Here is a 20,955-nt window from a genome sequence, read left to right on the forward strand (position 1 = left end):
GCAGGTTCGTTTTCTACTTCTGTTGTTTCTGGAATTATCTTGTTAGCGGAATCTTCTTTAGTTTCTGTAGTAGATTCTGGAGTTGTTTCAGATTTTGCTGCTTCAATCTCAGTTTTTGGCTTCTCTACAACGGTATCGGGTTGTTTTTCCCTCTCAGGCTCTACTTCTGATTTTTCCTCTTCCTCGACTGCAATCTCAGTTTCTAGCTTCTCTACAACGGTATCGGGTTGTTTTTCCCTCTCAGGCTCTACTTCTGGTTTGACCTCTTCCTCAACTGCAATCTCAGTTTCTGACTTCTCTACAACGGTATCGGGTTGTTTTTCCCTCTCAGGCTCTACTTCTAGTTTTTCCTCTTCCTCGACTGCAATCTCAGTTTCTGGTTTCTCTACAACGGTATCGGGTTGTTTTTCCCTCTCAGGCTCTACTTCTGGTTTGACCTCATCTTCTGTTGTTTCTGGAGAAGATATTTCGCTAGTTTCTACGGTAGTATTTTCTGTGATTAAATTGTTTTTGTTTTCTTCTTTTACTTCAGCTTGACTGGTTGTAGTTTCAGTCACGTCAGCAGATACACCAGCTGGAGAAGTTGTATCGGGAATAGATATTTTAGATTCTTTGACTTTATCGGGAGTCTCAATTTTAGAGGGAGTTTCAGCTACTTGAGGCTGAGATTTCTTGCGGTTCAATAAACCCATTGTGGCTTGCAAAACAGAAAAATTACTAATCTCTGAAGCTCTTTCGGGGTTAGCGATCGCCTTTCTAAGTTTGAGAGTTTGCCAACCAAAAGAAACTAACAAGATAGATGCAGCAGCCTGTCCCAACAATACTGTACCAGTAATATTTCTCGCGCAAAACCAAAGTATTAGGGCATAAAGTAGTCCGACTCCACTCCACAAAAAATCATCCTTGCGGTGAATATCTGACATGAAGAAAGCGGTGAGAAACAAGACTAAACTACTTAAGGCTACAGCGATCGCTAAGGCATATGACAGCATTTTACTTACTCCATCTGATGATTGCTCTATATATTTTGCGTCATGAACTTCCGATTTTGTAGGAATTACCGCAATTATTTTAATTTAAACTCGGTCTAATTTTAGATTGGAGGGGACAATTAGCCATTGTTAGAAATGTTTCATTAGGTAAATAAAGTTTATTAAATTTATCTTTAATATTAAAAATAATGCCTTCAGCGTACAAAGCCGTGAGATTATTGAATAATCTTAGGGTTTTTGACTGCCAACCCAAAAAGTTAATTAGCTATCATTCAGCAGGGTTATTAATACCAGTAATTTCAATTTAACTAATACAAATGTAGTTATTGACTGCCAACAATCATTAGTAACTAATTAGCAACAACTTTGGGATCGATATAGACATTAGTAAAAAAAGAGGGGGCTAGATCGTGGTACGAAGAAAAAAAAAGTTTTCTTGCGGTCATAAAGGTTTTGGTCGTATTTGTCATCGATGCGCTCAAGAGCAAGCTGTTATGGCTCAAAAACAGCAATTAAAACGAGATTGGGAATCTAGTTTTGAGGGAGATGCGATCGATCTGAGAAATTTACCCAAAAATGTGGTGCTTAAATCTAGATATATCATCCAACAACTAGCAGAAGAACCTAATTATCGAATGTTTCACGGCAAAAGATTGCGTCACAATCGTCGTGTAATCAGCATTCCGATCAATCGCAGCTATCGTTTGTTATGTCGCGATCGCGGTCAATTCTTATCACCCGAAGCCGTAGTTTCTCACGAAGACTATAACGTAGTTAAGCCTGGTAGAGTTTAGTTATTAGAGACTGTTTGTAAAATGAATGTTAAATAATAATCGACAAAAATCAGCTTGGTATCAGAGGATTTATCAAAAATCTGCCTAAAGAATCATAGGGTCTAGGAAAAAGGCTCGCTTGCTCTAGCATCCCAAAGGGGATTGAACAGTGACCAGTGAACAGTGAGCATCGATCATTGAACATTGAACCGAGATCCTACGCCCTAAAGCCTAAAGCCTAGATCAAGCGAGCCTCGTCCCTGCGGGACGATCAACTAAGCAATATCTTCTCCCAGTCCCCCCATACGAGGGCGACCGGAGGAAGTGCCTGTGGTGCAAGCCGTCAAGCGGGATAATATCTCCCAGTCTCCTCGTCTCCCAGTCATCCCTCACCTTTATATTTTGTTGACAAACAGTCTCTTAAACCAGTAATTCCAATTGCTTTTGTTCTTCTGGGCTTAATTCGGTCGATTGACCGAGTATTTCTTTATACATGGTGATATATTCCAAAGCGGATTTGAGCCAACTAAAATTTTGACCCATCGCTCTTTGTTGCAACTTTTGCCATTTATCTTTATATAAAAATCCTTCAGAGGCTCGAACCATACAAGTAAACAAATCTAAAGGCTCGTAGCGATCGAAACAATAGCCCGTACCTTCATTATCGATGGGGTTGTGATGGGATACAGTATCTACCAACCCTCCAGTACGTCTGACAATGGGAATGCAACCATAACGCATGGCTAACATCTGACTGATACCGCAGGGTTCAAATTTAGAAGGCATTAAAAAAGCATCGCAGCTACCATAAATTCTGCGAGCTAGGGCATCGTTATAGAGTAACTGTACGGACAATCTGCCAGGAAAACGAGTGGCAACTTGCCAGAGTTGAGTTTCTAGTTGACGATCGCCCGTACCCAAAATTACTAATTGAGAATCGCTATAGGCCATAAAGCGATCGATAATTTGCATTAAGAGACCGATACCTTTTTGCTCTACCAGACGAGAGACGACTCCCATTAAAAAGACATCATTGTCTATTTTTAAGCCTAATTCTTTTTGCAGTGCAGCTTTATTAGTAACCCTTGCCGCCAAACTATCAGCAGTAAAATTCTCTACTAAAGCCTTATCAGTAGCGGGGTCATAACTATCCATATCAATCCCGTTAAGAATCCCTCTGGTTTTTCCGCTCACAAAAGAAAGCAAACCTTCTAGTTTTTCCCCATATTCCACAGTCTGTATTTGCTTGGCATAGGTAGGAGAAACAGTATTCACGCGATCAGCAAATTGTACCGCAGCAGCCATCACATTATGTCCCTGCATATACCAAGGACACCAAGTAATTCGATCCAAATACCATCGCCAAGGTCCTTGATAGGCTAGATTATGAATGGTGTAGACGCTAGAAATATCTGGAGACTGGTGCATCCAGACGGGAAGCATTCCCGTATGCCAATCGTGACAGTGAATTATTTCGGGTTTCCAATAATTCCAGCAAAACTCTGCAGCACCGTTACTAAAAAAGGTAAATCGCCAAAATTCGTCTTCTCCGCCATAGATGCGCTCTGGATCGAAAGCAGGATGACCGAATAAATATAGAGGTACGTCGCTATTGGGTAGGGTAGTGTTATAGATAGCAAAGTCATTAAACATGGCATACCCCCACCATAAAGGTTCGGTAGGAATATCGAGTTTTTTTTGTAAGCCACCATAATAGGGCATCAAAATGCGGACATCATGACCTAATTTTTTCAAAATTTTGGGCAATGCACCGACGACATCACCTAATCCACCTACTTTAGCGATGGGTGCTACTTCTGCTGAAACAAATAAAATCCGCATTGGGTTACTGTGGCTTTTCGATCCTTTATTTTGGCTTTCTGTGTGATTATAAGCGCGGAAAGGGTACGGGCGATAGGGGGGATCGAACAAAAATATTTGATAATAATTGTTTATGTAAACATAATTTTCCGCATTACAAAAGCGATCGAACTAATAGCACAGATAACCGCTAATTGACCTGGAAGAGGTTGCAGGGAATAAATGACAATTCCTTGCCACAGAGAATTTAGTTCCCCTCCCAAACCGCCAAGGAAATACATACCGAAAAGATAAATCAAACCCACCCCATGAATTGCTAGCAAGCCCACCAGACAACTAGCAATCAGAGAAGAGTATCTAACTAAAGTTTGGAATGCCAACCAACCACACAACCAAGCACCCACCATAAAACCTAAAAGATAGCCAAAATTTGGTTGCTGTAAATATTCCCAACCACCACCGCGATCGAAAATAGGCATACCAGAGATACCAAGCAGAATATAAACTAGCTGCGATAATAAAGCGGCATTTTTGCCCCCCAAACAAGCAGTTAACAACACTGCCCCTATCTGATAGCTAACTCCCAAACTTTGCACGCCAAACTCTCCTCCAAACCAAGACCAAGGGGCGGCGAAACTGGAGGCGGGAATAAAAGTCCCTGCAATGGTCAAAACCAAACCCATTGCCGCCCACAACAATACTTCTGGAATGGGCGGGACATAAGCTCGATTGGGCTTGTCTAATCTCAGATCTAACTGCTCTCGCAGCCATTGATTTTCTTTTTGTACTGTATCTAGTTTCTGCTGTTTTTGTTGTAGGAGTTGTTGCAAGCGATCGATAATGGCTTTTACCGTATCGGGGGTAACTCTCCATTCATAATCGCTAATTTCCGCATCGGGTTTGGGTAGTTGTTTCAGGTTAGACATCAACTAAATTTAGGCGGGGCATTTTAAAGTTTAGCTTCAGATTTAAGAAACGGTTAGATAAAACAACAAAAAATAATCTTTGATTTCAAATCTTCAATAATTTTTACTTCTTTTTTTGCTCAATACATTTCATATTTCAAAAGAGTGCAGGGAATCGCCCCATTATAAAGTTTGATTCGCTTAGAAGTTCTTAAACCGACTCTTTTAGAAAGTTTCATGCTTCCTGTAAAAATATATGCCGTCCAACCTTTGAATCTTTGTTTAAAGATATCTCCTAAAAGCTGATACAAATCACCTAATTCCTTTTCATTACCCAGTCTGATTCCATAGGGAGGATTGCAAATTAACACTCCACGATCGCTCGGAGGTTCGATGGTAGAAATTTCTTGACGGGCGAACTTGACATAATCTTCTAAGCCCGAATTTTCGGCATTAACAAAAGCTTGACGAATTACTTGTAAATCGCGATCGCTACCGATTATTGGTACATTGATATTATTTTTCTGGCGATCGCTTGCTTCTTTAATCAAACTCTGCCATAGTTTATCGTCGTAATCAAGCCAAGATTGAAAGCCAAAGTCTCGATATAAGCCAGGAGCAATATCTAAGGCTTTTAAAGCAGCTTCTATGGGCAATGTGCCACTACCGCACATGGGATCGAGAAAGGGTAAATCGGGAGTCCATTCTGCTAAATCTAATAAAGCCGATGCTAGGGTTTCCTTCATCGGTGCAGCCCCAATAGCAGGGCGGTATCCCCGACGGTGCAAACTATTACCAGAACTATCCAGACTAAGAATGCAGTGTTTTTGGTCGATGTGAGCGTTAATCAGCAGATCGGGGTTTTCTTTATCGATACTAGAACGTTTGCCACCCCTGCGCTTTTGCCAATCGGTGATGGAATTTTTAATTTGTAGGGCGGTGAAATGGGTATGGTTGAGATGTTTGCTTTTTCCCGTACAGGTAACGGCTAGGGTCATATTGGGATCGAGATATTCATCCCAATCTAGTTTTTGCACATTGCGATATAGTTCGTCGGCATTGTAACTTTTGACACGAGCGATCGGTTTGAGAATGCGAAAAGTAGTTCTCGTCCACAAATTCGCTTGGTAGAGTATAGCTTTATCTCCTTTAAAATGGACTCCTGTAAAGTCGGGACGAACATCTTGCGCGCCAATCCCTTCTAATTCTCGCGCTGCCACCTCTTCTAAACCGCGAGATACTGTAGCAAAATAGTTATTCATGTAGAGATTTCAAAAATGCCGATTATATCGAATGGCATTCCTTAATAGTAAAAAAAATTGAATGTACTTGTAGTTAAAGCTTACAATAGTTGTCAGTCTAAAAATAAAAATTTAAGATATTTTCCTATGAGTGTAGAGCAGCTAGTTCAAATTATATGGGCAGTTTCCGCCTTTTTATCAGTAGTATTTATTTTGTTACACAGTCCTAAAGGTGATGGTTTAGGGGGTATTGGCGGACAGTCTCAAATGTTTACTAGTACTAAAAGTGCCGAGAATGCTTTAAATCGAATCACTTGGGGTTTGGGTATTTCGTTTATTACTCTGACTATTGTTTTGAGTGCGGGCTGGATTGGTTAAAACCTTACCTTAGATTTGATTGAGCTTATGAATAAATGGCGCTCGCCATGGCAAAAAACAATTAATCTGGCGATCGCCATTTTTTGGGCAACGATCTTGTTGAACTTAACGGCTCAAGGCAATTCGTCATTAACCAAACTGCCCCGATCGAGAGTACACCAGCTTCCTGCATCTTTAGCTCTTTGGCAAGATCGAAGCGATCGCAGCGATTATTTTCGACTCATAGATACCACTCCCTTGGGTTACCTAATCTGGTCGCAATTTCCCGTTTCAATTTACGTGCAACAACCTACTAGTTTGACCAATTCTGCTGCCGATAAACGCTTCGAGCAATGGGTAGGTGCTGTAAAAAAAGCGATCGCCGAGTGGAATATATATTTACCCCTAGAAGAAACTAACGATCGAGAAACAGCAGATATTATAATTTTGCGCTCGCAACCAAAACGCGAAGTAAAGTTAGATCCCGAAACAGGACTCTACGACATTCCCAGGGCAGTTACCGCAGAAACCACTTATCAGTTTTATCTTCAACAAAATCCCTCTACCATAGCCCACAAAATGACCGTCGAAATTAGTCCTAACTATACGGGCGTATCCCTTTTGGCTACCGCACGCCACGAGTTAGGTCATGCTTTGGGCATTTGGGGACACAGCCAACAAGAAACCGACGCGCTTTATTTTTCTCAGGTAAGCGATCCCCCTGATATTTCTCCTCGGGATATCAATACTTTGAAGAAGATTTACCAACAACCAACTAAGTTAGGTTGGGAAATTAACAGTTAATCGAGGAAATTAGCAATTCTTAAAGGAAACCAAAGACATCTTTACAAGTCAAGTTAAGATATTGCTTGAAGATTAGGACAAAGGTAATTATTGTCTTGGCATTATGGTTGACACATTTCACCTCTCGGCAAAAAAGCGTTTTAGACACCTACAAAATCAGCTAAGAGAGTGGACAAAGTCGTCCGAGCCAGGACAACTATGGCACAGTGTCGATATATTCGATCGCGATGACTACGATATTTTGGTAATTCCTTCCTTTAGCGTCGATCAACAAGTAGGCAGCAAGGTAGCGGGATTTTTACACTACGAAGAAAGACTGCTGTTTTCACTCATTCGCTTGCGTAATCCCCTCACGCGAGTAATTTATATTACGGCTTTGCCTCTATGTCCCATAGTGATTGATTATTACCTACAACTACTACCAGGAATACCATTTTCCCACGCTCGCGATCGCTTGTTACTAATTAGCACCTATGACGGATCGCTCAAACCTTTAACTCAAAAAATTTTAGAACGTCCTCGTTTAGTAGAAAAAATTCGCCGAGCTTTGCGTCCTAATAAATCTTACATGGTCTGTTACAATTCAACGGATTTGGAAGAAAAGTTATCTTTGGAATTAAATATTCCTTTATTGGCGGCTTCTCCTGAAGTACTTTATTGGGGTTCAAAAAGTGGCAGTCGCGAAATCTTCGCCGAGGCTAATATTCCCCATCCCGATGGCAGTTATACCGTCACCAATGTTGTAGATTTGGTACGAGAGTTATATGAATTGTGGCAAAGACAATCGGACTTAAAACGGATTGTGGTCAAACTAAATGAAGGCTTTTCGGGGGAAGGTAATGCCGTACTCGATCTAAGACCCATTAAAGACTACCATCCCACCTATTGCAGTCGAGAAAAAACTCTCGAAGTTTTGAGCAAACAGCTAGAGAATATGAGCTTTCAAGGGGCTGGAGAAACTTGGGAGACATTTTCGGCTCGTATTCCTGAATTGGGAGCGATTGTCGAAGCTTTTGTTGAAGGAGAGAACAAGCGATCGCCCAGCGTACAAGGTTACATTAGACCTTCAGGAGAAGTAGAAATCGTTTCCACCCACGACCAAATTTTAGGCGGTGCAGACGGACAAGTTTACGAAGGTTGTTATTTTCCTGCCGATGCCGATTACCGCTTTCAATTACAAGAATTGGGTTTAAAAGTTGGGGAAGCTTTAGCAGCTAAAGGGGCAATGGAACGTTATAGCGTTGATTTTATTGCCGTCAAACAAGAAGACAATACCTGGGATATTCAGGCGATCGAAATTAACTTACGCAAAGGAGGTACTACCCATCCGTTTATGACCTTGAGGTTGTTGACTAACGGTACTTTCGATTACGATACGGGACGGTTTTTGAGCCAGCAAAACCAAGAAAAATGTTATATTGCTACGGATAATTTGCAAAAAGATAACTATCGGGGTTTATTACCCAACGATTTGATGGATATTATCGCTCAAGAAAGATTGCATTTTGATAGTAGCAGTCGCACGGGTACGGTATTTCACCTAATGGGCGCGCTGTCGGAATTTGGCAAACTAGGTTTGACTAGCATTGGCAATTCCCTAGAAGAAGCCCAAGAAATTTACGATCGCGTCGAAGCAGTATTAGATCGAGAAACAGCAAGAATGACTTTCGATAATTGCGATCGCGACACAAGTTTACCGATTAATTGGAGTCAGTGAAAAAACATTCAAAATTAGATATAACCTTGCATAAAATCACTGTCCCAAATAAGCTTCAAGTACCTCATTATTATTTTGAATCTCTTCTGGCGTACCTTCTGCAAGATTTGTCCCTTCTGCCAATACCCAAACGCGATCGCAAAGACTCATAACTACATCCATATTGTGTTCGATGACCAGAAACGAAATCCCTTGTTTATTCCAGTCAACAATATATTCGCAGATGCGATCGATCAGGGCGGGATTAACCCCCGCTGCGGGTTCGTCTAATAAAATTAATTTAGGATTGGTCATTAAAGTACGAGCCATTTCCAACAGCTTTCTTTGTCCTCCAGATAATGCCCCTGCATAATCATAGGCTTTCTCCACCAAGCCGACGGATTCTAAAATACTCATTGCCTTTTCTTTGTTGGCTCTTTCTTCTTGGCGCATTTTGCCCTGTTGAAACCAAACTTTAAAAAAATTCTCCCCTGTTTGATTGGGGCTAGCCAGCAACATATTTTCTAAGACAGATAGGCGAGAAAGAACTCTGGCTACTTGAAAAGTCCGAATAAAACCGAGATCGGCAATTTTATGGGGTGGTAGATTGTGGATGGGCTGGCGATCGAAATGAATACTACCACTGTCGGGTTTAATAAAATTGGAGAGAAGATTGAATAAGGTGGTTTTTCCCGCACCATTAGGGCCAATCAATCCCGATATACTACCGCGAGCGACTTCAATACGGGCATTATTGACGGCTTTAATTCCACCAAAACTTTTAGATAGATTTGTCGCCTGGAGTAAATTATCTGTATCTGGTTGTTCCACAGTCTCAATCGATAATATTTTTAGCTAAGGATTTTCAAGTACCAAAAATTCTTTACGTTTAGTTTGAATGACAACTAACTAACTGTCCAGTATTCATCACACATCTAATTGAAGAAAAATTAAGGTAGTAGATAGATTGGATCGTATCTTAATTTTTTAATGACTCAGTTAAAACCACCAAAAAGATCTTCTAAATTAAGTTCGGAATTACCCAACGAATTAACTTCTCGGATATCTCCTTGGCTAGCAAACATTATTTATCCCCTTGGATGTTATCTAATTTTGCCGTTTTTCTTTGGCAAGATACAAATCAAAGGACAAGAAAATATTCCTCAAGACGATCCAGTAATTATTGCTCCAACTCATCGCTCTCGTTGGGATGCTTTCATTATTCCTTATGCTTTGGGTAGATGGGCAAGTGGTAGAGACTTGCGCTTCATGGTCTCTGCGAATGAAGTAAAGGGGTTTCAAGGTTGGATCATTCGCCGTATGGGAGGATTTCCAGTAAATACAGAACGTCCCAATCTCAGTAGCGTCCGTCACAGCATCAAATTATTGCAACAAACTCGCGAAATGTTGGTGATTTTTCCCGAAGGAGGTATTTATCACGATCTAGAGATTCATCCTCTCAAGAGAGGAGTTGCTCTAATCGCTTTACAAGCAGAAACGGACAAATCCCAGAGAAGAGTTAAAATATTACCTGTAGGAATTCGCTATAGCGACTCAATTCCTACCTGGAGAACCAACGTTACAGTAGATATAGGCTCGCCTTTAACTGCTGCTGACTATCTTAATGATTCTCTGCGTCAAAATTCTCAAAAGTTGACATCAGCTTTGCAAGAGAGTTTGCTAGAACTATACGATAGATGAAAATCGTAAATAGTAAATATTAGATAACGATTTTAATTAAAACAAACACAAATAAAATTTCTCATTTACGATAGAGAAATCTTAAATGCTATGAGATTTGACATAATAGACAGATTGAATGAGTTTATAATATCGGCTGAAGAGTCGATTGAATGTCTAAATCAAAGACTCGTATTAGGTCAAAATACCCAATGCGACCGATAGCAAACCATGTAACCGAAGCTCCTTCTTAAAGGAGTATGCTCAATAGCTGAAACATCCATGCCACATCCTGAGCCTAGAATTCAATGCTCGAATCCTCACTGTACAGCGGATAGCACCCTAGAGGAACTATTTTGTCATCGATGTAGTACACCGACAGTTAAACGCTATTTGTGGAGCACAAAAGCTGTAAATCTCGATGAGAGAGAAAAAACTAGTGCCAGTAGTAGATATCTGGCTTTATCTCCTCAAATTTTCTTGGATACTCAACCAAGAAAAGCTCCAGCTACTCCCGAAGAAGTTCCAGCGGAAATTGTTGCTTATTTACAACTTTTCCCTTGCTATCCTCATGTGCCTCAAGTTTATGGCTTGTTGGATGGATCGGATGCCTGGTTGTTAGATTACGGCACTGTACCCATAGATAGCTCCACGGGAGAACTAAAATACCCCAACCAACTCATACCTAAATTTCAGACTTTATGGAGTGGTGCTAATGCTTTTCAGCAGCTTAACTGGCTATGGCAAATGGCAAAGCTATGGAAACCGTTGTCTAGTAAAAAGGTAGCATCTACTTTACTTCACCCCGAAGTAATTAGGATTAACGGTCAGGTCGTTCAATTTATTGAATTACAGCAAGATCTAGACTATCAGCCAAGTCTGCGAAATTTAGGTAGTATGTGGCAAGATTGGGCTCACAAGGCTAATCCTCAAATACAAGATTTTATCGCACAATTAGGAAGTCATTTAGAAACAGGCACGGTTGACGATATTCGCCAGATAATCGTCCTTTTAGATAAAGCGATCGCTCAATGCCGAAAAACCAGACAATATTCCTATCAAGTCTATGCTTTGACTGATTCTGGTCCGAATCGCAGTAACAATGAGGACGCAGCCTATCCTATTAATGTCGATTCTCAAAATACTTTTACTTTAGAACAATCTTTAGCTATTGTCTGTGATGGAGTTGGCGGTCATGATGGAGGAGAAATTGCTTCGGGAGAGACAATTAATTATCTCAAGAACAAGATCGCTCAACTCTCTTTAGAAAAATTAACCCCAGGTAATATATTAAGTAAATTAACCAAGTATATTAACAGTTCTAACGATATTATTAGCCAGCGCAATGATAGCGAACAACGTCAGGAAAGACAGCGCATGGGCACTACTTTGGTGATGACTCTTGCCTCTGCCCACGAGATGTATCTAGCTCATGTAGGAGATTCTCGTATTTATTGGATTACTTCTGATAGTTGTCATCAAGTAACTACCGACGACGATCTCGCTTCGAGAGAAGTTCGTTTGGGCTATGCCGTTTATCGAGATTCTTTACAATACCCTTCGGCGGGTGCTTTAATTCAAGCGATCGGTATGAGAGATTCCGCTTCTCTTCATCCCAATCTACAACGCTACATGATTGAGGATGATTGTATCTTTTTACTTTGTACCGATGGCTTGAGTGATTTCGATCGCGTAGAACAATATTGGCGCAAAGAAATTGTCCCAGTATTAGATGGCAAACACAATCTCGCCCAAGCTGTATCTAATTTAATCGAAATCGCCAATCGAGATAACGGACACGATAATGTAACTGTTGCTTTAGTTCATTGTCAGGTAAACGATCGACCAAATGTTGCCGAAGCAGTAGTTAAATGGTCGGAGATTGAAGCTACTCTTCAAGAGCCGAATATTTGGGAAGATCCTTTAATTGTTGGTTCTTTTCCCGATTCTATTGCTCCCGATGATACCCCTCCAGAAGATACTAAAATACCGAGTACTCCAATCATAGATGATGAAAATGAAAGGCAACCTGTTAAAAAGCAGCCAAAATGGTTGAAACCTTTAATATTTGGGTTGATAATTTCTACAGTCATTTTCTCTGTCTACTATTTTGTCTTGAAGAACCAACTAAACAATCCAGATGACGAACTATCTCCCTCACAAGAAACTAATTCCCAAGTCAATTTGTAGTCTAAAAATAAATTGATTTTTTTAAGTTCAGATTAAGATTAGTCGATCGCCTATGTATTGGTATGATGGTCAGCCAATTGATTCGGAGTATCTGAAAGTAGCTATTAATGCTCCAGAGTTTTGTTATGGGGCGAGTATATTTACGACGATGCGGGTATACGAGGAGAATTTAGACCACGCTTTAACTCATTGGTCGGCTCACTGCGATCGCTTGAAAAATAGTTTGACAGCTTTTCATTGGCAACAACCAGACTGGGATCGTCTCAGAAAAGGGGCATTATGTTTAGTAACTCGTTTTCCCGTCTTAAGATTGGCAATTTTTCCCCAGGGAAAGGAATTGATTGCAGGAAGAAATTTACCTCCAGATTTAAAACAACGTCAAGATCGAGGAGTAACTGCCTGGGTTGCTAGAGAGAATATCTATCGTAGAGAGCTTGCAGCCTATAAAACAGGAAATTATTTAGGTGCTTATTTGGCTCGCGATCGAGCTTTAAGTCTCAATGCCCAAGAAGCAATATTAGTTGATAGTTCGGGTAATTGGCTGGAAACCAGTACGGGAAATCTTTGGGGTTATAAAAATGGCTGTTGGTATACTCCGCCTTTGGAAGTAGGAATTTTGCCAGGAATAGGGCGATCGCATTTGCTCCAATCTTTTCAAGATAAGCAGCTTTCTGTAACAGAAAATATTTGGACTCCCGATTTTGTGGCTAGTCTTGAAGGCTTGTTTTATTCTAACTGCGTCGTGGGGATTATTCCTATCGTAAAAGTTCTTAATTTCAATCCCTCCTGTAATTATCCAAAAGAATATAATGCTTCTATATCAATAGCTAGCTTTATATTCAAAACACTGTGACAATTTCGACTGATAAACTCAAACCAGATTGGGCGGGAGAAGATTTACTATCTCGCTTTGTTAACCTCTTGATTAAAACTAAGCCCATCTATAAAATCATGCAGGGACAAGCTAGAAGGGTATTGATCCAGACGGCAGAAAAAAACGGTATTCCCTGGCGCAAGAATTATCAAGAGTTAGAAAAATCTGGAGCAAAAGATTTATTAGAGTCGATAACTAATAAGGATTTGGTTTATCCCGATTATTATCAAGTCCCTTTTCATGCTTATGATGAGGGGAATCTCTGTTGGCAAGCGGCATTTGAAGCAGCGTCTGCAACTCATTCTATGGGCTTGCGGGTGTGGAAGGATGAAGACATCACTTGGCAAGAAGCACAACAAAGATTGCGTCACAGTTTTTATCAAGTTTTAGAACAATATACTCCCGCTACCATAACTGATGTTTTAGACTTGGGATGTTCTGTCGGAATTTCTACCATCGAATTACACCGTTACTTTAGTAACAAGCAAAATAGCCCCATTAATACCATCGGCATGGATTTATCGCCTTATATGTTGGCAGTAGCGCAAACTAGCGATACTCAACAGGAAATCTCTCAATGGCTACACGGTATGGGAGAATCTACAGGGTTAGCCGACAATTCTTTGGATGTAGTTACCTTACAATTTTTAATTCACGAATTACCCCGTCAAGCTACCAAAGAAATTTTGCAAGAAGCCCTACGCATTCTCAAGCCAGGAGGTGTAATCGGCATTGTCGATAATAATCCCGCATCGACTGTAATTCAAAGTTTGCCCCCAGTATTGTTTACCTTAATGAAAAGTACCGAACCTTGGAGCGATGATTACTATACTTTTGATGTGGAAGCAGCAATGCAAGAAGTAGGTTTTAACTATCAAACTACCGTAGCCAGCGATCCTCGCCATCGGACGATTATTGGCACTAAAAACTAAAAACTAAAAACTAACGACTATCCTATAAAACAATTTTGGATAATAAACTAATCTTAGTAACTGGTGCGGCTAGATCGGGGAAGAGTGAATTTGCCGAAATGCTAGCCATGAAATCCGAGCGCGCGATCGTTTATGTGGCTACGGCTAAAGTCGATCCTACCGATAAAGAATGGCAAGCTAGAATCTACCTACACCAACAGCGAAGACCAGAAAATTGGGCAACTGTGGCGATATGCGATCGCAGTTTAAGCGAATATATTCAGCAAGCCAATGCTTCTCAGTGTTTATTAATTGATTCTTTGGGTACTTGGATCGCTAATTTTTTAGAATTAGACTCTTCTACGTCGGAAAAGGTTATTTATGACCTGTTAGCTAGTTTGCAGGCTAGTAAGGCACAAATTATTTTGGTGGGAGAAGAAACGGGGTGGGGTGTCGTCCCTGCCTATCCAAAGGGGCGGTTATTTCGCGATCGCTTGGGCTATTTAATCAGACAAATCGGCAATATCGCCGACAGTACTTATCTGGTTGCAGGAGGTCATGTCTTGGATCTTAGTGTCTTGGGTAAACCTTTAAGCAATTATAAAATTTAGCTTACGAATCTCCATAGATTTGTTTTAGATAGTTACCATAATGTTAGAAAAAAAAGATCTCTAAAATATAGAAATCCATCGTTTCAAGTATTAATCGAAAAAAAGTTTATCGAAAAATGAGGTCTGAGGAATACTATGGCATCAACAACACAAGTTAGGACATATTTAGCTTACTGGTTTCAGTTAGGCAAAAAGCTAATCTGGTGTAATGGAAAAGCAACTCTATTTCCTCAACCAGTTATAGAAGGAGATCGCCTTTCTAGTCAATTTGAGGAATGCTGGCAAAAGATTGTCAGTGTCAAAGGTAAAGATTGTTATCTTGAAGGTTGTAACGAAACCATTGCCGATTTGCTGTCGTCTGAATGGGACATTAACGGTTGTGCTAGATGCAATATGCCCGTAGCTATTGTTGAATCGGGAATTCAATCTTTAGATTGCTTGTGTAGCGATCTGGATAATTGGCCTAATGAAGAATTACCCAAACCGCGCTCGCCCGTTAATAGCCGAGTACAGTTAAATAGAATTAAAACTCGTCTGGGAAATTAACTATTGAGTAATTTTTTTGAATAAATCTAACTTATCCTTATAGGGTGCATATCGCCAATTTAGATCGAAACGAAAAGATTTTTTCAAGACACTTTTTTGATGGGAAAAGGTATCAAAACTATATTTCCCGTGGTAGCATCCTATACCGCTCTCTCCTACTCCGCCAAGTAGAGAGCTTTGATAATATCTTTTTCTCTATTTTGAATTGCTGCTTTGAGTCTCTTCAGTTGAGAGATGCGAAATTCCACATCTTTAGTTTTTCCCGTGGCAAAAAACTCTCTTTGTTTTTTAAGTCTATTTTGAATGGAACTACAATCTGTAATCAACATTGTTGTATTATTAAGATTTTAATTGCTTAATGTCTAAATTAAAATTTGTTTTAGCCCAATGGAATCTTATTGAAGTTAATCCACATCAAGGGTAATTGTGTATCTACTAATAATTATAGCTATTTGGCGATCGCCTTGACTCGTAAATCATAACTAGCAGGAGATGCCATAATTACTTATTACTCAAAAGCGGTGCAGCAGAAAGTAACTTCTTAGTATAGGGATGTTGTGCTTGGGTGAATATTTTCTCGGTGGTGTCGAGTTCGACAATTTTACCTTGGTTCATAACGGCAATGCGATCGCAAAAGAATCTGGCTACCCAAAGATCGTGAGTGATAAATAGGTAAGTTAAGTCAAATTCTGCTTTTAATGCCAGCATTAGCTCTAATACCTGGGTTTGTACCGTTGCATCTAACATACTGACTGGTTCATCGCAGATTACTAGTTTGGGTTTAGTAATTAAAGCTCTGGCGATCGCAACTCTTTGTTGTTGTCCCCCCGATAATTCTTTAGGGTAGCGTTGGTAATATTCGGCGGTGGGGGTTAAGCCGACTTTTTCTAGCATGGTTATTACTTGTGCTTTGGCTTCTGCTTTGTTAGCTAGTTGGTGAATCAATAAGGGATCGGTAATGCTTTCTCCTACGGTCATTAGGGGATTGAGACAGGCGTGAGGATCTTGAAAGACCATTTGTAGCTGCCGTCTTTGCTGGCGCATTTCTTGAGGAGAAAGGGCGGTTAAATCTCGTCCGAGAAATTCTACTTGTCCTGAAGTGGGTTTAAGTAGTTGGAGGATTGTGCGGGAAAGAGTGCTTTTTCCACAGCCAGATTCCCCTACCAATCCTAAAATTTCTCCTGGATAGAGACTAAAGTTAATATCGTCTACGGCTTTAATAGTTTCTGAAGGCTGTTTGGTAAAGAGTTGCTGAATTAGATTTGCTTCTAAGGTGAAGTATTGCTTCAGATTTTTTACGGCTAGAATTGGCTTTTCTTGAGAGTTGGTTTCTAGGGAGTTTTCTGCGACATTTTGTAGGCTTAGGGCTGCATTTAATAAAGATTTGGTATATTCGTGTTGGGGGTTGTAGAGAATCGATTTAACATCTCCCATTTCGACCATTTTGCCTTCATACATCACTGCAATGCGATCGCAATATTCCCCAACCATAGCTAAGTCATGAGAAATTAAAATCAAACCCATTTCCCTTTCGCTACAAAGACGGGTTAATTCGTCGAGAATTTCCGCCGAAACCGTAACGTCCAAACTAGTAGTAGGCTCATCTGCCACGATTACTTTAGGATCGAGTAATAAAGCTAGAGCGATCGCAACTCTTTGGCGCATTCCCCCACTAAATTCATGGGGATATTGTCCCCAACGATTAGCGGGAATCTTGACTGTTTCTAAGGTTTCGATGGCTAATTTTTTAGCTGCGGTTTTAGCCAGTTGGGGTTGATGGGCTTTGAGAGTTTCTAAACAATGGTCGCCAATAGTCATCAGGGGGTCTAACCTAGTCATGGGATCTTGAAATACTAAGGCGACTACTTCTCCGCGAAATTCTCGTAATTCGATTTTATTTAACTCAAAAACTGACTTATCCTGAAAGATAGCTTTTCCTTCTACTTGACTACCATCGGGTAGCAAGCGCATAATCGCTCTACCTAACGTAGATTTGCCACAACCAGACTCTCCTACTAAGCCAATCTTTTCTCCTTTGTCGAGATCGAAAGATACGCCATCCACCGCCCAAGTTGTTTTTGTTGCCCCTTGGCGGGGATAAGCAACTCGAAGATTATTAACTGATAAGAGAGTCGAGGTCATAGTTTGGGGCATCATTTTAAAAGACTTGGTGACGGGGAGACTTGGTGACGGGGAGATTAATTTATAACTGTTCTAACTGTTATTACAATTATTTTAAAAGTAACTAATCAATGGCATTTTAATCAGATATTCTAAGGCTGTCTAATTTTTTCAATCAATATCCCAGGAATTAAATCTTTACTTTTGTACGGGCGTTTCGCGAAACGCCCCTACGACTTTTTACTTCTAACTTCTAAAAATGTTGCACGAAAACCCAACTTCATTATGGATATCTGGAACATCTCGCACTGGCAAAACATCTCGTCTGGTTGCTGAATTTTCCAATTGGGTGAGGAAGCAAATAGTTCGCCCGAAGACTAAAAAATCCCCCCAAGATCTAGCTTCGGCTGTCTTAGTATTTACTGCCAACAATCAAAATCGCCGTCAATTGAGCGATCGCCTGATTGCTGCCGTAGAAGGTACTTACCCTGTAGTTTGTAAAACTCCCGTTGGTTTTGTTACTGATGAGGTGATGTTGTTTTTCCCCTTAATTTTTGAGGAATTGCAATTAAAAGCTCAATTTCCCCTAAGATTGCGCCCTGAAACCGAACAGGAATTAGCAACAAATCTATGGCGCAAACAGGCAGATTGGCAGACTTTATGTGAATTCGACAATGAATATCGTTTGGTGCGTCAAACTCTCGATTTGATGCAGTTGGCAGGGGCTAGCGGTACTCCAACAGAAGATATTTCCACTATATTGCACGATGGCTTATCGGGGTTGGATCTAGGCGATCGCGATAATGGCTATCTTTGGCAAAGAATGGGAGAATTATTGTTAATTTGGCGAAAATGGTGCTTAGAGAGAGGTTTTCTCAGTTATGGCATTATTTACGAGCTTTATTGGCGTTATTTATTGCCCAATCCGAGCTATCAGAAACATTTAATCCGACGCTATCGAGCTATCTTTGCCGATGATGTAGATGACTATCCTGCGATCGCTCGCCATATCTTTGAGTTGATGTTAGATCGGGGGGCATTTGGTTTATTTACTTATAACCCCGATGGCAAAATTCGCCTGGGTTTGAATGCCGACTCGGATTATTTAGCAGGTTTGGCGAGTCGCTGTCGTCAGGAAGAAACTAATTTTATTAGTAATAATTTAGCTACAGAGTTTGGCGATACGGCAGTAGAGTTGGTAGCGGAGACAGCTTACATCACTAACGCCCCAGAATCGATTCAATCTCTTCAAACTATTTCTCGTGCGGAATTATTACGACAGACAGCAGAAATTATTATCGATGCGGTCTACAATCGCAACATCAATCCTTCAGAAATAGCGATTATTGCCCCTGGTTTGGACGAAATTGCCCGCTATAGCTTGATTCAAATCCTTAAAGCGAAAAATATTGCCGTTACACCCTTAAACGAACAAAGACCTTTAATTAGCTCTCCTTTAGTTAGAAGTTTATTAACCTTACTAGGATTAGTTTATGCCGAATTAGGACGGTTGGTAGATCGGGATGCGATCGCCGAAATGTTGACGATTTTTAGTCAAAAATCTCAGGGAGGTAGATTAGTGGCAGAAATTGACCCCGTTAGGGCTGGTCTTATTGCCGACTATTGTTATCATGTCGATCCAGAACATCCTTATTTATCAAGCGTTGAAACTTTTGTCCGTTGGGATCGTTTGGGACATCAAGCGGTAACTGCTTACCAGAAGATTACTAGCTGGATTGAAAATACCAAAGCTAGAGAGCAAAAAGAAAAGTTTTTTACTCCTACTATTTTATTATCAGAAGCCATTAAGCATTTTTTAGGTCAAAGTATCGACAGCAGCGATAAACTCTCCGTATTGCGGGAATTAATGGAAACCGCTCAACATTTTTGGGAAGTAGACCGTCGCATCAGACAAAACGAACCCAGCTTTCAAACTCAATCTGCCACTGTCGCCCAATTTATTTTATTATTACGTCGCGGTACGATTACTGCCAATCCTCGACCCTTGCGTCAATTTGTCCCCCAACCAAGCGCGGTTACCCTAGCTACTGTCTTTCAATATCGCTCCCTAAGATCTTCCCATACTCTGCAATTTTGGCTGGATGCGAGTTCTCCCCTTTGGTCGCAAGGAGGGGCTGCTACTTTATTTGGCGCGCCTCTGTTTCTTAAGCAATGGACTGGTAAAACTTGGATGCCTGAAGATGAATATGAAATGGATAGTTTGCGCTTACAACGGATTCTTAAAGATATTATGGCAAGAGCCTCTCAAAAAATATTTCTCTGTCATAGTGACTTGGGAGTTAACGGCACAGAGCAAACTGGAGCTTTACTACCATTAGTTCATGCTACGAGGCAGTATAATTCTTCTCAGGAAGAAATGGACTATGCAAAGGTTGGGAAAGGGGAAATGGTTAAAGGTAAAGGGAGTTAAACTAATTTCCCATAGAATCGCAGTCGCAAAAAAGAATTGCTTGGGGTTGTTGGCGTAAAATAGTAGCGGGAAACTTCGGGGAGATAGGGTTGTTTAAGGTTTTTCTGACTACTTCTGCTTTATGTTTTCCTGCTGCCAAACAAAAGATTTTTTTAGAGGCACAGATAGCAGGAATGGTTAAAGTATAAGCATAATTGGGTACGGCTTCTAGGTTGGGAAAATAGCCTCCGTTTACTTGTTGTTGGCGAGTTTTGGTTTCTAACTTAACTAATTTAACCCCGAACCTATCTTGAAAATCCGCTAAATTCGGTTCGTTAAAAGCCAGATGTCCGTTATCTCCAATACCTAAGAGACAGAGATCGATCGCTTGTTCTTGTAAGAGTTGACTATAGCGATCGCATTCGGCGATCGGTTCGACAGCATCTCCTTGAATATAGTGAAAAACTAAAGGATTAACTCTTTTTTCAACTTTATGATGCAAATAATAGCGAAAACTACCAGGATGCTCCGAACTAATCCCTAAATACTCGTCTAGGTGAAATAAAATAATTCTCGACCAATCTAAATTATCGTTGCTGGCGATCGCATCTAAGAACTGTAACTGAGAATTACCCGTTGCCAAGATTATCCTCACCGTTTCTTGTTTATCTAAAAGAGAGCGTATATATTCTATGGCTAAATTTCCCGCATCCTGGGTAGATTCCAAGGCAGAATTAGCAATCCTTACCGTTAATCGATCGACTTTAACTATGGTCATTCCCAACATAAACACTTGCTAACTACTACTAATTACTCACTCACCACTACCCACTACTCACTACTCCCTACTCCCTACTCACTACTCCCTACTCCCTACTCACTACCTTTCAAGGGTATGTTTTTAACATTTTGGAGTAGCACTCAGTAAAATTACTGTATATGCAATCTCAAACATTCGCGATCGCCGTGAAACGAAATCACCCTCAAGTTTATCAAGAATGGTTACGAGTGGTAATTAGGCAA

General features: G+C 40.5%; 19 protein-coding genes and 1 pseudogene. 11 read left to right on the forward strand and 9 right to left on the reverse strand.

Annotated features, from left to right (window positions below):
- Nucleotides 1–992: Ycf66 family protein (locus tag AC33VI_RS09065; RefSeq protein WP_491781943.1), on the reverse strand; the 992-nt coding region annotated here is incomplete at its 3' end.
- Between the two features lie 410 nt (nt 993–1,402).
- Here AC33VI_RS09065 and AC33VI_RS09070 point away from each other — a divergent pair.
- Nucleotides 1,403–1,786 (forward strand): DUF7682 family zinc-binding protein, encoded by a 384-nt coding sequence (locus AC33VI_RS09070; RefSeq protein ID WP_491781944.1) that lies wholly within the window; start codon nt 1,403–1,405, stop codon nt 1,784–1,786.
- 399 nt (nt 1,787–2,185) lie between these two features.
- On the opposite strand, the gene glgA is transcribed toward AC33VI_RS09070, so the two are convergent.
- From glgA to AC33VI_RS09085, 3 genes are all read right to left on the reverse strand, one after another.
- Nucleotides 2,186–3,607 carry a glycogen synthase GlgA gene (gene glgA, locus AC33VI_RS09075; protein WP_491781945.1) on the reverse strand — a complete coding sequence of 474 codons (1,422 nt, stop codon included), beginning with the start codon at nt 3,605–3,607 and terminating at the stop codon, nt 2,186–2,188.
- Between the two features lie 110 nt (nt 3,608–3,717).
- Nucleotides 3,718–4,512, reverse strand: a complete 795-nt coding sequence (locus tag AC33VI_RS09080; RefSeq protein ID WP_491781946.1) for a biotin transporter BioY — start codon at nt 4,510–4,512, stop codon at nt 3,718–3,720.
- A 119-nt stretch (nt 4,513–4,631) separates the two neighbouring features.
- Nucleotides 4,632–5,753, reverse strand: coding sequence for a THUMP domain-containing class I SAM-dependent RNA methyltransferase (locus AC33VI_RS09085; protein ID WP_491781947.1), 1,122 nt, complete (start codon nt 5,751–5,753; stop codon nt 4,632–4,634).
- A 126-nt stretch (nt 5,754–5,879) separates the two neighbouring features.
- On the opposite strand from AC33VI_RS09085, the gene secG reads away from it, so the two are divergent.
- The 3 genes from secG (at nt 5,880) to AC33VI_RS09100 (ending at nt 8,610) form a co-directional block, all read left to right on the forward strand.
- Entirely contained in the window at nt 5,880–6,110 is a 231-nt protein-coding gene (gene secG, locus AC33VI_RS09090; protein ID WP_491781948.1) for a preprotein translocase subunit SecG, read from the forward strand.
- Between the two features lie 27 nt (nt 6,111–6,137).
- Nucleotides 6,138–6,893, forward strand: a complete 756-nt coding sequence (locus tag AC33VI_RS09095; RefSeq protein ID WP_491781949.1) for a matrixin family metalloprotease — start codon at nt 6,138–6,140, stop codon at nt 6,891–6,893.
- A 103-nt stretch (nt 6,894–6,996) separates the two neighbouring features.
- Nucleotides 6,997–8,610, forward strand: coding sequence for a peptide ligase PGM1-related protein (locus AC33VI_RS09100; protein WP_491781950.1), 1,614 nt, complete (start codon nt 6,997–6,999; stop codon nt 8,608–8,610).
- 36 nt (nt 8,611–8,646) lie between these two features.
- On the opposite strand, the gene AC33VI_RS09105 is transcribed toward AC33VI_RS09100, so the two are convergent.
- Nucleotides 8,647–9,429, reverse strand: coding sequence for an ABC transporter ATP-binding protein (locus AC33VI_RS09105; RefSeq protein ID WP_491781959.1), 783 nt, complete (start codon nt 9,427–9,429; stop codon nt 8,647–8,649).
- Between the two features lie 150 nt (nt 9,430–9,579).
- On the opposite strand from AC33VI_RS09105, the gene AC33VI_RS09110 reads away from it, so the two are divergent.
- The 6 genes from AC33VI_RS09110 to AC33VI_RS09135 all read left to right on the forward strand — a co-directional run bounded on the left by AC33VI_RS09110 (nt 9,580) and on the right by AC33VI_RS09135 (nt 15,401).
- Nucleotides 9,580–10,290: a lysophospholipid acyltransferase family protein gene (locus tag AC33VI_RS09110; protein WP_491781951.1), complete on the forward strand. Its 711-nt coding sequence runs from the start codon at nt 9,580–9,582 to the stop codon at nt 10,288–10,290.
- A gap of 372 nt (nt 10,291–10,662) precedes the next feature.
- Entirely contained in the window at nt 10,663–12,459 is a 1,797-nt protein-coding gene (locus tag AC33VI_RS09115; RefSeq protein ID WP_491781952.1) for a PP2C family protein-serine/threonine phosphatase, read from the forward strand.
- 52 nt (nt 12,460–12,511) lie between these two features.
- Complete coding sequence (locus AC33VI_RS09120) at nt 12,512–13,312, forward strand: aminotransferase class IV (protein ID WP_491781953.1); 801 nt, start codon at nt 12,512–12,514, stop codon at nt 13,310–13,312.
- On the forward strand, nt 13,309–14,265 hold the full coding sequence (locus AC33VI_RS09125) for a class I SAM-dependent methyltransferase (protein ID WP_491781954.1): 957 nt from the start codon (nt 13,309–13,311) through the stop codon (nt 14,263–14,265). The genes AC33VI_RS09120 and AC33VI_RS09125 overlap by 4 nt, the downstream gene beginning before the upstream one ends.
- 35 nt (nt 14,266–14,300) lie before the next feature.
- Nucleotides 14,301–14,855 (forward strand): bifunctional adenosylcobinamide kinase/adenosylcobinamide-phosphate guanylyltransferase, encoded by a 555-nt coding sequence (gene cobU / locus AC33VI_RS09130; protein WP_491781955.1) that lies wholly within the window; start codon nt 14,301–14,303, stop codon nt 14,853–14,855.
- Between the two features lie 135 nt (nt 14,856–14,990).
- On the forward strand, nt 14,991–15,401 hold the full coding sequence (locus tag AC33VI_RS09135; RefSeq protein ID WP_491781956.1) for a hypothetical protein: 411 nt from the start codon (nt 14,991–14,993) through the stop codon (nt 15,399–15,401).
- Here the strand turns inward: AC33VI_RS09135 and AC33VI_RS09140 are convergent.
- The 3 genes and pseudogenes from AC33VI_RS09140 to AC33VI_RS09150 form a co-directional block, all read right to left on the reverse strand.
- Nucleotides 15,402–15,566, reverse strand: a pseudogene (locus tag AC33VI_RS09140) (aldehyde dehydrogenase family protein); the annotation flags it as partial.
- Nucleotides 15,557–15,730, reverse strand: a complete 174-nt coding sequence (locus AC33VI_RS09145) for a hypothetical protein (RefSeq protein WP_491781957.1) — start codon at nt 15,728–15,730, stop codon at nt 15,557–15,559. The gene AC33VI_RS09145 and the pseudogene AC33VI_RS09140, both read right to left, overlap by 10 nt.
- Nucleotides 15,731–15,902: 172 nt before the next feature.
- On the reverse strand, nt 15,903–17,543 hold the full coding sequence (locus tag AC33VI_RS09150; RefSeq protein WP_491781960.1) for a dipeptide ABC transporter ATP-binding protein: 1,641 nt from the start codon (nt 17,541–17,543) through the stop codon (nt 15,903–15,905).
- A gap of 238 nt (nt 17,544–17,781) precedes the next feature.
- Between AC33VI_RS09150 and AC33VI_RS09155 the strand changes: the two genes are divergently transcribed.
- Nucleotides 17,782–19,953: a recombinase family protein gene (locus tag AC33VI_RS09155; RefSeq protein WP_491781958.1), complete on the forward strand. Its 2,172-nt coding sequence runs from the start codon at nt 17,782–17,784 to the stop codon at nt 19,951–19,953.
- Between the two features lies 1 nt (nt 19,954).
- Here the strand turns inward: AC33VI_RS09155 and AC33VI_RS09160 are convergent, their stop codons facing one another.
- Entirely contained in the window at nt 19,955–20,719 is a 765-nt protein-coding gene (locus AC33VI_RS09160; protein WP_491781961.1) for a glucosamine-6-phosphate deaminase, read from the reverse strand.
- Nucleotides 20,720–20,955: the final 236 nt, after the last annotated feature.

The sequence above is a fragment of the Waterburya sp. genome (genome assembly GCF_058530065.1).